This is a genomic window from Inquilinus sp. (assembly GCF_057815775.1).
On record NZ_JBYRFX010000226.1, the window covers coordinates 1 to 11,943 of the forward strand.

Annotated in this window: 14 protein-coding genes; 5 read left to right on the forward strand and 9 right to left on the reverse strand. The window is 68.8% G+C overall.

What is annotated here, in order from left to right:
• From AC3XYG_RS08130 to AC3XYG_RS08150, 5 genes are all read right to left on the reverse strand, one after another.
• Positions 1–249 (reverse strand): hypothetical protein (locus tag AC3XYG_RS08130; RefSeq protein WP_489139311.1); only part of this gene is annotated, 249 nt, incomplete at its 3' end.
• 116 nt (positions 250–365) lie between these two features.
• A complete protein-coding gene (locus tag AC3XYG_RS08135; protein WP_489139312.1) occupies positions 366–1,361 on the reverse strand; it encodes a peptidoglycan-binding domain-containing protein in 996 nt (331 codons plus the stop codon).
• Positions 1,362–1,366: 5 nt separating this feature from the next.
• Positions 1,367–2,272, reverse strand: a complete 906-nt coding sequence (locus AC3XYG_RS08140; protein ID WP_489139313.1) for a serine hydrolase — start codon at positions 2,270–2,272, stop codon at positions 1,367–1,369.
• Positions 2,273–2,411: 139 nt separating this feature from the next.
• Complete coding sequence (locus tag AC3XYG_RS08145) at positions 2,412–3,152, reverse strand: gamma-glutamyl-gamma-aminobutyrate hydrolase family protein (RefSeq protein WP_489139314.1); 741 nt, start codon at positions 3,150–3,152, stop codon at positions 2,412–2,414.
• A gap of 116 nt (positions 3,153–3,268) precedes the next feature.
• Positions 3,269–4,177, reverse strand: a complete 909-nt coding sequence (locus AC3XYG_RS08150; protein ID WP_489139315.1) for a LysR family transcriptional regulator — start codon at positions 4,175–4,177, stop codon at positions 3,269–3,271.
• Between the two features lie 86 nt (positions 4,178–4,263).
• Between AC3XYG_RS08150 and arfB the strand changes: the two genes are divergently transcribed.
• The 5 genes from arfB (at position 4,264) to AC3XYG_RS08175 (ending at position 8,095) form a co-directional block, all read left to right on the forward strand.
• Positions 4,264–4,680: an alternative ribosome rescue aminoacyl-tRNA hydrolase ArfB gene (arfB, locus tag AC3XYG_RS08155; protein ID WP_489139316.1), complete on the forward strand. Its 417-nt coding sequence runs from the start codon at positions 4,264–4,266 to the stop codon at positions 4,678–4,680.
• 161 nt (positions 4,681–4,841) lie between these two features.
• Entirely contained in the window at positions 4,842–5,783 is a 942-nt protein-coding gene (locus AC3XYG_RS08160; protein WP_489139317.1) for a DUF2167 domain-containing protein, read from the forward strand.
• 19 nt (positions 5,784–5,802) lie between these two features.
• A complete protein-coding gene (locus AC3XYG_RS08165) occupies positions 5,803–6,525 on the forward strand; it encodes a site-2 protease family protein (protein WP_489139318.1) in 723 nt (240 codons plus the stop codon).
• 72 nt (positions 6,526–6,597) lie between these two features.
• On the forward strand, positions 6,598–7,083 hold the full coding sequence (gene cynS, locus AC3XYG_RS08170; protein ID WP_489139319.1) for a cyanase: 486 nt from the start codon (positions 6,598–6,600) through the stop codon (positions 7,081–7,083).
• A gap of 289 nt (positions 7,084–7,372) precedes the next feature.
• On the forward strand, positions 7,373–8,095 hold the full coding sequence (locus AC3XYG_RS08175) for an ROK family protein (RefSeq protein ID WP_489139320.1): 723 nt from the start codon (positions 7,373–7,375) through the stop codon (positions 8,093–8,095).
• A gap of 139 nt (positions 8,096–8,234) precedes the next feature.
• On the opposite strand, the gene AC3XYG_RS08180 is transcribed toward AC3XYG_RS08175, so the two are convergent.
• The 4 genes from AC3XYG_RS08180 to AC3XYG_RS08195 form a co-directional block, all read right to left on the reverse strand.
• Entirely contained in the window at positions 8,235–9,272 is a 1,038-nt protein-coding gene (locus AC3XYG_RS08180) for an ABC transporter ATP-binding protein (RefSeq protein ID WP_489139321.1), read from the reverse strand.
• Positions 9,269–10,246, reverse strand: coding sequence for an ABC transporter ATP-binding protein (locus AC3XYG_RS08185; protein WP_489139322.1), 978 nt, complete (start codon positions 10,244–10,246; stop codon positions 9,269–9,271). Before AC3XYG_RS08185 ends, AC3XYG_RS08180 begins: the two co-directional genes overlap by 4 nt.
• Positions 10,243–11,115, reverse strand: a complete 873-nt coding sequence (locus AC3XYG_RS08190; RefSeq protein ID WP_489139323.1) for an ABC transporter permease subunit — start codon at positions 11,113–11,115, stop codon at positions 10,243–10,245. Before AC3XYG_RS08190 ends, AC3XYG_RS08185 begins: the two co-directional genes overlap by 4 nt.
• Before the next feature lie 3 nt (positions 11,116–11,118).
• On the reverse strand, positions 11,119–11,943 hold an 825-nt coding region (locus AC3XYG_RS08195; RefSeq protein WP_489139324.1), incomplete at its 5' end, for an ABC transporter permease.

Sequence of the window (11,943 nt, forward strand, 5' to 3'; positions counted from 1 at the left end):
GCGGCGCCGGTGGATGAAGCACAGCAGCAGATGGCAGGCGGCGACGACGGTGAGGATGCCGATCCAGCTTGCCGCGACCCTCATCGGGACGAGATCGCCGCTGACCAGCACGCCGACCACGACGACGCCGCCCAGCAGCGCACCGATCACGCCGATCGGTGCGTTCTGGTACAGGCCGGAGATCTGCTCGGCCCGGAACCGGTCGTCGGCGCCGGCCGCATGCCGCTTCGAAGTCGCCCAGTCGAACATCGCCCCCATCCCGTCGCACTTCCGGCGATCGAGAACCGGGCCCGTCACGGACCCTCAGGGACTATCGGATATCGGCGTGTCCGCGCCTAGACGCTGTCATGACGATGCTATGTCGATCAGTTCAAATCGAAGCCGAGCACCGCGGCCTCCTCCGGCCGCAGGATGCCGTCGGCGACGCGGCCGGTCGCGGCCTGCCAAGCCTGCAGCGTCTTGGCGGTAAAGCCGTTGAACACGCCGGCGGTGAAGCCCCAGTCGGAGATCAGGCCGAGAGCGACGAAGACATCCTGCAGCAACCGCACCTCATGCCCGCTCGACCCCGCCATCAGCCTGGCCAAGCCGGGATCGGCGGGCCGCTCGGCGATCAGGCGCAGATGCCGGCCGCTGGCCAGCAGATAGTCGAAGGCCAGGCCGGTTTCAGCCAGGTCCGGGCTGGGGCTGAGCCCCGCCGCCTGCCGGAAGGCGGCATAGGCGCCGGTCGGATCGGCCGGCGGCTGGTGCCGGCCGGGCAGAGTCTGGCAGCCGGCCGAGGAGAATTCAGTGCCGTCGCCGGGCAGGCCTGCGGCGTGGATGTTGTCCTCCGGTGCGCAGACATCGAAGCGGCAGGACAGGTCGTAGCCGGCCGCGTCGAGCGACCGCCAGACCGGCACCTCCACCGTGCGGTCGAGCTGGAACGCCCCCTCCTCCGCCGGCCGGCCCGCCGGCTGGTGTGGGCCGATGACGAAGGGGTGCATGCCCAGCGCCAGCATGTTCGCCACCCGCCGGTCCGGCGCCGCAGCCTGCTGGCGCATATAGGCGGCGTTGGGCACGGTCGAGCCGGGCCAGGCGATCACCCGCCCGGCCGGCCGATCCCAGATGCCGAGCACGCAGCCCGGCGCGTGATGATCCGGCCGCGCCTCGCGCAGGGAGACGGCGTCGCTCCACTCGCCTGCGGCGCCGGCCAGGGCGCAGCCGCGCAGCCCGAACGGGATTCTTCCACCGCGCGGCCGGAACCGGGTCAGCCGGCACAGCGCCTCCAGCCCCCCGGCATCGAGAGTAAAGGCGCGGTCGGCGAAGGGCGCCGCCAGATAGGCATAATTCGGCGAGGCGTGGTCGTCGTGCCAGACGGGGGGCATGCGGGTCACCGATCCAGCAAGGCGAGCAGCCGGCGGCCGACCGCCGGCAGGAAGCGGTCGTTCTGCGCCATGTGCGGCCCAACGGTGTAGACCGCGGCCACGATGCTGCGGCCCGACGGCGCTTCCCAATAGGCCATGTCGTGCCGGGTTTCGCTGGTCCAGCCGGCCTTCGACCACAGCCGCACCGCGCGCGGCAGGCCGCCGCCGAGGAAGCCGCGGACCTGGTCGCGATAATCCGGCGGCAACGCCTGCGGCTCGCGCTCGGGCTCGCGGTCCAGCAGCTCCATCATCCGGCCGCAGGCGGCGGGTGAGACCAGTTGCCCGGCGACGATGCCGTGCAGCAGCGCCGCCGCGGCACAGGGCGCGATCAGGTTGCCGCCACGGGCACGGGCCGCCTTCTCCCGCCCATAGGGCGAATCCTCGTAGGTGCTGTGCCACAGCCGCAGCCCGGCGAAGTCCGGCCAGGCCCAGCCCTGGAAATAGCGGTGGATCTGCTGCCGCCGGTCCCACCACGCCGCCATGTCAGCCTCGGGCAGCGGGCCGCCCGGTGTGGTGCCGGTCATCCGGCCGAACAGATAGGTGGTGGCGTCGTTGCTGGACTGCCGGATCATCGCCGACAGCGCCCGCAGGTCCTCGTCATCCGCCTGCAGCAGGCCGGTTTCGACCCAATGCTGGAAGGCGACCATGTAGAAGCTCTTGCAGGTGCTGGCCGGGTAGACCGCCGCATCCTGGCGATAGCCGAAGGCCGGGCCGTCGGCATAGCGCCCGGCCGCGCCGTCGCACAGCCGGCCGGGATAGGTGCGATAGGTCAGGCCGAAATCCTGCGGCCCGACCGCACCCTCGAACTCATCCAGCAGGTCCCGGACCAGCTGCGGCCCGGCCGCCGCCGCGGCGCCTTCACGATCGCTCATCGATAATCCTCAAGCCCGTTCGAGAATGCGCTGGGGCGAGTCGGCTGGTGGTGGTTTCGAGAACCGGAGCGCAGCGAACATCTACGTCCGTGAGCACCGGAAGCGGAGAAACCGCCATCAGACGGCCGCTCCAGTAGCATTATCGGACGGGCTGGCAGGCGGCGACGAAGGCGGCCAGGATCGCCCGGTCGGCCTCGCCGCGCAGATATTCCGGGTGCCATTGCACGCCGAGGCAGAAACGCTGGCCCGGATGCTCGATCGCCTCCACCACCCCGTCCGGTGCGGTGGCGGAGACGATCAGCGACGGCCCGGCCGACTTCACCGCCTGGTGGTGCGAGCTGTTGACGCCGAAGCGCGCCGCCCCGGTGATGCGGGCCAGCAGGCTGCCGGGCGCGACCGCGACCTCATGCGCCGCGACCGAGCCGACGGGGTCATGCACCTTCCGCTCCGGACTATGGTCTAGCGCGTTCTCGATCTCGGCCGGGATGTGCTGCACCAGCGTGCCGCCCAGCACCACGGCCAGCAGCTGTTCGCCGCCACAGATGCCCAGCACCGGCATGTCCCGGGCGATGGCGCCCTGCACCAGCGCCCATTCGAACTGGGTGCGCACTGGCTTGGTCTTCACCGTCTCATGTACCGACCCGGCACCGTACAGCGACGGGTCGACATCGAAGCCGCCGCCGGTGACGACAATGCCCTGGCACAGATCGAGATAGCGGTCGGCCGCATCGACCAGATGCGGCAGCGCCAGCGGCGTGGCACCGAATTCGGCGAGCGAGCCGCAATAGTTCTGCCGCAGCGCGTACCAGGGCGCGGAGGAATAGCCGCCCGGCTGCTCGGCATCCAGGGTGACTCCGATGACGGGCTTGGCGTTGGGCATGATGGTCCTGCGGGATCTGGCGGGTCCCTCGGTGATGCCCCTCGCCGGCCGCGCCGTCAAATTCCGACCGGTTATGGGTGCCGCAGCGGATGTTATCTCCCGCTGAAGCTCTGGTCTCAGCGGCGGGCGGAGCGGGTGCGGCGGGTCGGCTGCCCGGTCAGGTGGTCGAGGAACAGATGCGCCGAATGCGACAGCGGGTAGTTCTCGTGGTGCAGCGCCGTGATCGGCAGGGTGATCTCCGGCACGATGACGCGGACCGCCACGTCCGGCGCGGACCATGCCTGGGCGGTGTGCTCGTCGACGATGGCCGAGCCGGTGCCGTGGCGCACCAGCGGCAGCGCCAGGTAATAGGTCTGGATCAGGTTGCGCGGGGCATAACGGATGCCGGCGGCGGCGAAGGCCTCGGACAAGGTCATGCCGATCGAGGTGTCGGGGTCGACGCCGATCAGCGTCTCGACATCGATCCGGTCGAGCGTGATCTCTGCCGCCTCGCCCGGCGCCAGCGGCACGGTCGACAGATGCACCAGCCGCGACGTGCCGATCGGGACCTTGCGCATGCCGGGCGGCAGCACCGGCTCATGCGCGATGGCAAGGTCCAGGCTGTTGGTCGCCACCAGCTCCAGGATCTCGCGGGTGTGGTGGGTGCGCAGGTCGAAGCTGACGCCGGGATGCACGCGGTGGAACTGCGCCACCTGTTCGGTCATGAAGCCGAAGCCCAGACTGGGCAGGCAGGCGACGCTGACATGGCCCTCGCGCCCGCGCCGCAGGTTGGCGGCGATGCTGGAGATCCGCTCCAGCCCGGCGAAGGTGCGGTCAATCTCGACCTCCAGCAGCTTCGCCTCGCGGGTCGGCACCAGCTTGCCCTTCACCCGCTCGAACAGGCGCAGGCCCAGCTGGTCCTCGGCATGGCGCAGCAGCTTGCTGACCGCGGGCTGGGACACGTTCAGCAGCTCGGCCGCGCCGGTGATCGACCCGGCCTTCTGCACCGCCTGCAATGCCTCGATGTGCCGCAACCTGATGGTCATTGCCCGGAAGCCCTCCCTGGCCCCGGGGATCGCACAGCGGCGCAGACATGACAAGCGCGCCCCGTCCGTGCGAGGGTCCGGCCACCATGATCCGCATCACCGCCCGCACCCAGATCGACGAGCGCGACATCGAGGAGAGCTTCATCCTCGCCTCGGGCCCGGGCGGCCAGAACGTCAACAAGGTCGCGACCGCGGTGCAGCTGCGTTACGCGATCGACCGCGCCGACATGCCCGAGGACATGCGCGCGCGGCTGGTGATCCTGGCCGGACAGCGCCTGACCAAGGACGGAGTGCTGGTGCTGACGGCACGCGAGTTTCGCAGCCAGGAGCGCAACCGGGCCGAGGCCGTGGCCCGGCTGGTCGACCTGTTCCAGCGCGCCGCCATCGCGCCGAAGAAACGCCGCCCGACCAAGGCGACGCTGGGCAGCAAGATCCGGCGGCTGGAGACCAAGGGCAAGCGGTCCTCGGTGAAGCGGCTGCGCGGCAGCCCGGGAGAGGACTGAGCAGAAGCTTCGCCATGTGCGGCGCCGAAGGCTGACCGGCGCCAGCCCTCGCCGATATTCGCTTCAAATTGCCATGATCTTCATCGCTTATGGCGGTCATGGCCCGCGGCTGGTTTCAGGACCACCGGCCCCGGGGAAGACCGGCTATTGGGGGGATAGTCATGGTTCTCGGATTGCCGCATCGCGCGCTCGCGATCGCATTGACCCTGGCCTGGGCCGGCGCCGCCCTGGGCCAGACGCCGCCGACGAACACGGCGTCGCCCACCGACCAGGCCGCGGCGAACAAGGCGGAGCAGCAGGCCGCCTGGGAGGCCGCCGACAAGGTGGCCCTGCACGGGCCGTCGACCATCCCGCTGATCGACCAGGGCTCGCTGGCCCTGCCCGAGGGCTACGTGTTCTTTCCGAAAGACGAGACGAACCGGATCCGGCGCGCCTGGGGCGGCTTCACCGCCCCCGAGCTGATCGGCATGGTCGTCTCCGACAAGCCCGACGAGGAATGGTACGCGCTGGTCGACTACACCAAGGAAGGCTACATCCGCGACGACGACGCGAAGACCAACTGGAACGCCGACGAGCTGCTGGGCAACCTGAAGGACGGGACCGAATCCGGCAATAAGGACCGGATCGCCCGCGGCTTCCCGCCCCTGGCGGTGACCGGCTGGCTCGAGGTGCCGCAATATGATGCCGGCACCCATCACCTGGTCTGGTCGGCCAAGGTCGTGGAGAAGAACAACCCCGCCGATGAGGGTTCGGCCAACTACAAGACCTATGCGCTGGGGCGGGAGGGCTATTTCGGCCTGAACCTGATCACCTCGACCGCCACGATCGACAGCGAGAAGAAATATGCCCGCGAGCTGCTGAACGACATCGGCTACGTCAACGGCAAGCGCTACGAGGATTTCACCGAGAGCACCGACAAGGTCGCGGAATACGGGCTGGCGGCGCTGGTGGCCGGCGTCGCGGCGAAGAAGCTGGGGCTGATCGCCATCGCCGGCGCCTTCGTGCTGAAATTCGCCAAGGTCATCATCATCGCGCTGGGTGCCTTCGGTATCGGCCTGACCCGGCTGTTCCGGCGCAAGCCGCGCGACGGCGGCACCGCGTGAACACGGTCAGGCCCTGCCCATGATCCGCATCCTCCTGCTGCTGGTCGGCTTCCTGAAATTCGGCAAGATCGGGCTGACCGGCGGCACCATGCTGCTGTCGCTGGTGACCTACGCCTTCATCTTCGGCTGGGGATATGCCGCCGGCTTCGTCCTGCTGCTGCTGGTGCATGAGATGGGGCACTACATCGCGGCGAAGCAGCGCGGCCTGGATGTCGGCGCGCCGACTTTCATCCCCTTCATCGGCGCCTGGATCGAGCTGAAGCAGCAGCCGATGGATGTGGAGACCGAGGCCTATGTCGCCTTCGCCGGGCCGTTCCTGGGCACGATGGGCGCCTTCGCCGTGTATTTCTGGGCGCGGGAGGTCGACAGCCGGTTGCTGCTGGCCGTCGCCTATTCCGGCTTCTTCCTGAACCTGATCAACCTGCTGCCGGTGTCGCCGCTGGATGGCGGCCGGATCACCGCGATCCTGTCGCCCAAGGTCTGGCTGCTGGGCGCGCCGATCATGGTCGGGCTGCTGCTGTACCGGCCCAGCCCGGTGCTGCTGCTGGTGGCGCTGATGGCCGCGCCGCAGGTGCTGAAGGCCTGGCGCCACGACCCGAACAGCCCAGAGGCGCTGGCCTATTACAACGCGCCGCTGGAGGCGCGGATCGAATATGGCGTGCTGTATCTCGGCCTGACCGCGCTGCTGGCGATCATGACCTACAGCGTGCATGGCCTGCTGGAGGGCACCCGCGCGCTCTGACCGCAGGGCTGGCACGGCGATTGCGTATCATTCTCTCTGATCCATACACCTGAGATCGGAGAGGATGTCGCGATGAAGCGTGAAGACCTGACCGAGAAGATCCTGGACATCAAGCGCGAGAAGGGCTGGACCTGGCGGGAGATCACTTCCGTCATCGGCGGCCATTCGCCGGTGCTGATAACCGCCGCGCTCTTGGGCCAGATGAAACTGACCAAGCCGCAGGCAGCCGAGGCCGCCACCCTGTTCGGCCTGACCGAGGGGGAGCAGCGGATGCTGAACGAGGCGCCCTATCGCGGGTCGTTCCAGGCACCGCCGACCGACCCGCTGATCTACCGCTTCTACGAGCTGGTGATGGTCTATGGCACCACCTGGAAAGAACTGATCCAGGAGGAGTTCGGTGACGGCATCATGTCGGCCATCGATTTCGACTTCGAGATGGAGCGCCTGCCCGACCCGAATGGCGACCGGGTCAAGCTGACCATGTCGGGCAAGTTCTTGCCCTACCGCTACTACGGCGCCACCGGCAATTCCCCACGATTCGGCTACCGGGAGGAGTGAGGGCGGAGCCCTAAGCGGCGCCTCTCCCACCTGGCGGGATCGTCTCAGAATAAACTGAGCCCATCCTTTTTATGTCCCCCCTCCCCGCAAGGAAAGGGGGGACAAAGAAGAGACGGCCGGGTCTATTCGGAAGGCCCTCATCTGCGGGAATGGCCACACATTGGCCCCAACCGGCACCTCCCGTCCTACCCATGGTCCCGAGCGATTGTTCAGCCGGATCTGGCTTCGCCGCTTGACGCTGCCCGAATCCGGTCGACATCCTCATCGGAACCATGAAGGAGGAACGCCTGTGAAACCCGGCATCTTGGCCATTGATGTGGGCGGGACGGGGCTGAAGGCCGCCGTCATCGACGACCGTGGGCAGATGCGGTCGGACCGGCAGCGCGTGCCGACGCCGCATCCATGCCCGCCGAAGCTGTTCCTCGACACCGTGGCGGCGTTGGTCAAGCCGTTGCCGGCATTCGACCGCATCGCCATCGGCTTTCCCGGCGTGGTTCGCGACGGCAAGGTGATCACCGCGCCGAACCTCGGCACCGAGGACTGGGCCGGCTTCGGTCTGGTCGCCGCCCTGTCGAAGCGGCTGGGCGGGGCGCCGGCCAAGATGATCAACGATGCCGAGATGCAGGGGCTGGCGCTGGTCACCGGCCGCGGCGTCGAACTGGTCGTCACCCTGGGCACCGGCGTCGGCACCGCGCTGTTCCGCGACGGCGAGCTGACGCCGCATCTGGAGTTGGCGCACCACCCGCTGCACAAGGGCAAGACCTACGACGAGTATCTCGGCAACGCCGCCTATGAGAAGGCCGGCAAGAAGCGCTGGAACAAGCGGGTGAAGCGGGCGCTGGAGGTGCTGGAGATCCTGCTGCACCCGGACCGCATCCACATCAGCGGCGGCAACGCCAAGCACATCGACTTCGAGCTGCCGAAGGGCGTGGCCATCGCCTCGAACGACGCCGGCATCGAAGGCGGCGCCGGCCTGTGGCGCAAGCCGCGGAAGGCCAAGGCGGCGGCCTGAGGCCGGCGGCATGACTTATTGAACCGTTATCGCGAGCCCCGAAGGGGCGTGGCGATCCAGCGGCTCGATCTCTGGATCGCCGCGTCGCTACGCTCCTCGCGATGACGGATTTACAGCTTGGCTGTCGGTAAGGGGCCGTTCACACCAGCAGCGCGTCCTGTGGAGCCGGCACCGGTGGCATCGCGGCCGGCGCCTGCGCCGCGATGGCCTCGGCGCGATGGCATCGGGCCCAGCGGTCTGCGGCCAGGGGGCGCAGCAGCTGCGGCTGGTCGCAGCCGGCGGCGGCGAAGGCGCAGCGTTCGCGGAAGAAGCAGCCCGTCGGCAGCCGGCGGTTGCTCGGCAGCTCCGCCGCCCGCGCGGCAGTCACTGCCGGCAGTGGGTGTTCCAGGCTCGGCACCGCGTCCAGCAGGGTGCGGGTGTAGGGGTGGTTCGGCGCGGCCAGCACCGCCTCGGCCGGCCCGGTCTCGACCACCTGGCCCAGATACATCACTGCCACCCGGTCGCAGACATGGCGGATCAGCGACACGTCGTGCGAGATCAGCAGATAGGCCAGGCCGAGATCGCGCTGCAGTCCCAGCAGCAGGTTGACGATCTGGGCCTGGACCGAGACGTCGAGCGCCGAGGTCGGCTCGTCCAGCACCAGCAGGCTCGGCTCCAGCCCCAGCACGCGGGCGATGGCGATGCGCTGGCGCTGGCCGCCGGAGAATTCATGCGGATAGCGGTCGATCTGGTCGGGGCGCAGCCCGACCGCCTCGGCCAGCTCGGCGGCGCGGGCGCGCAGGGCCTTGCCCGACAGGCCGCCGCGGATCTGCAGCGGCTCGGCGATCAGCCGCCACACCGGCATGCGCGGGTTCAGCGAGGATTGCGGGTCCTGGAACACGATCTGCATGCGCCGGCGAACCTCCAGCGCCTCCTTTCGGGGCAGGGCGGCGATGTCCTGCCCCTCGAAGCGGATGCGGCCCTCGGCGATCGGCGCCAGCCCCATGATCGCCTGGCCCAGCGTGCTCTTGCCGCAGCCGCTTTCGCCGACGATGCCCAGCGTCTCGCCGCGGCGCAGCGCCAGGTCGACGCCATTGACGGCATGGACATAGGCACGCCGGCCCAGCCAACTGGATTGCGCCGGGAAGCGCACGGCGACGCCGTCCAGCTGCAGCAGCGGCGTGTCGGGCGCGGTCATGGCGCGATCTCCTGGCGGCGCCAGCAGGCGACGTCGTGAGCCGGCGCCGGGGCGAACAGCGGCGGGGTCGTGCCGCAGGCCTCGACCGCCTCGCGGCAGCGCGGCCGGTACAGGCACCCGGCCGGCGGGCCGATCAGGCTGGGCACCGTGCCGGGGATCGCCTCCAGCGGCGCCTTGTGCGCCGCCCGCTCCGGCAGGCAGCGCAGCAGGGCGCGGGTGTAAGGATGCTGCGGCCGGTTCAGCACCTCGGCGGTGGCGCCGCTCTCGACCACCCGTCCGGCATACATCACGGTCAGGCGGTCGCACAGCTGCGAGACCACGGCCATGTCGTGCGAGATGAAGACCACGGCGGTGCCGGTCTTGCGCGCCCGGCCGCGTATCAGCTGCAGGATCAGGGCCTGGACCGTGACGTCCAGCGCCGTGGTCGGTTCGTCGGCGATGATCAACCGCGGGTTGCAGGAGAAGGCCATGGCGATCAGCACGCGCTGGCGCATGCCGCCGGACCGTTCGAACGGATAGGCCCGCATCACCCCGTCGGGGTCGGCGATCTGCATGTCGGCCAGCAGCTCGCGCGCCCGGTCGGCGGCGCGGGCCTTGGCGATGCGCTGGTGGCGGCGGATCACCTCGATGATCTGCCGGCCGATGCGCAGCGTCGGGTTCAGGGCGTTCATCGGCTCCTGGAAGATGGTCGACACCAGCCGGCCGCGCATCTCCTGCAACTCGCGCTGGCTCATCGCCATCGGGTCGCGGCCGAACAAGCGGATACTTCCGGCGGTGATGCGGTAGCGTCCCTCCGGCAGCAGCCGCGTCGCCGCCATGGTGGTCACCGACTTGCCGCAGCCGGATTCGCCGACCAGGCCGACGATCTCGCCCGGCCCGACCGACAGGCTGATGTCGGTCAGCGCCTGCACCGGGCCGCGGAAGGTCGGGAACTCCAGCGACAGGCCGGATATATCGAGCAGCGCTTCGGTCATCGCGGCCCCAGCTTCGGGTCGAGCAGGTCGCGCAGCCCGTCGCCGACCAGGTTGAAGCCGATCGCCGCGACCAGGATCGCCAGGCCGGGGAAGGTGGCGTACCACCATTGATCGAGGAAATAGTTGCGGCCGCTCGACACCATCGCCCCCCATTCCGAGGTCGGCGGCTGGGCGCCGAGGCCGATGAAGCTGAGCGCCGCCGCGATCAGGATGGTGTTGCCCAGGTCCATCGTCGCCTGCACCACGATCGGCGACATCGCGTTCGGCAGGATGTGCCAGCGCAGGATGTGCAGCGGCGAGGCGCCGAAGGTCCTGGCAGCCTTGACGTAGTATTTCGCCCGTAGCGTCAGGGTCTGGCCGCGCGCCAGCCGGACATAGGCGGGGATGCGCACGATCGCGACCGCCAGCATGGCGTTGAACAGGCTGGGGCCCAGCGCCGCCGCCAGCGCCATCGCCAGGATCAAAGCGGGCAGGCCCAGCAGCACGTCCATCAGCCGCATGATCAGGGTGTCGGTGCGGCCGCCGACGATGCCCGAGAAGCAGCCGACCAGGACGCCGATCAGGGTCGACAGCGCCACGATGGCGAAGCCGGACCCGCAGGAGGCGCGGGCGCCGTAGATCACGCGCGAGAAGATGTCGCGCCCGAGGCTGTCGGTGCCGAACAGATGCGGGAAGCCGGGCGGCATCAGGATGGCGTTGAAGTCCTGTGCATTGGGATCGAAGGGCGCCAGCCATGGCGCGAAGATCGCCGCCAGCACGATCGCCGTCATGATGGCGCTGCCCACCTTGAGCGACGGGCTCCACGAGCCGATCTCGCGCGCCAGCCTTGCGGCCAGTGAACGCGGCGGATAAGCGGCGATCTCGTTCATGGCTCAGGCCTTCAGCACGCGCCGGTCGACCAGCATATAGCTGAGATCGGCGAGCAGGTTGACGATGATCACCAGGACCGCGAAGACGAAGGACAGGCCCTGGATGAGGGGATAGTCGCGATAGCCGACCGAGCGCACCAGCAGCGAGCCGAGGCCGGGCAGGCCGAACACATATTCGACGATGACGGCACCGCTCAGCAGCCAGCTTATATTGACGGCGAGCACCGTGATGACCGGGATCAGCGCGTTGCGCAGCACATGCTTGGTGAGGATGCGCCATTCCGACAGGCCCTTGGCGCGCGCCACCTCGATATATTCCGAGGTTAGCACATCGAGCATGGAGGAGCGCATCGACTGGATGAGGATCGGGCCCAGGAACAGCGAGATGGTCAAGGCCGGCATGGTGAGATGATGCAGCTTCTCCAAGGGCGTGCTGCCGAGGCCTGAAATCGGAAACCAGCCCAGCCACAGTCCGAAGCACAGCATGAGCAGGAGGCCGATCCAGTAGGACGGCATGGCAAATCCGACAATGCTTCCCAGCCGGATGACATGATCGGGCCAGCGGTTGCGATAGAAGGCGGCGATCAGAGCCAGCGGCACGGCGATGAGGATGGAAAAGACGGTGCTCAAGCCGAGCAGCATCAGGGTCGGCCACATTTTCTCGAGCACGAGGCCGGTGACCGGGGCCTTCTGGATGAGGCTGGTGCCGAGATCACCCATCGCCGCATGGCGCAGGAAATCCAGATACTGGATGACGAGCGGGCGGTCCATGCCGAGCTGGCGATAGATTTCCGCGACCTGGGCGTCATCGATGCGGCCATGCATCAT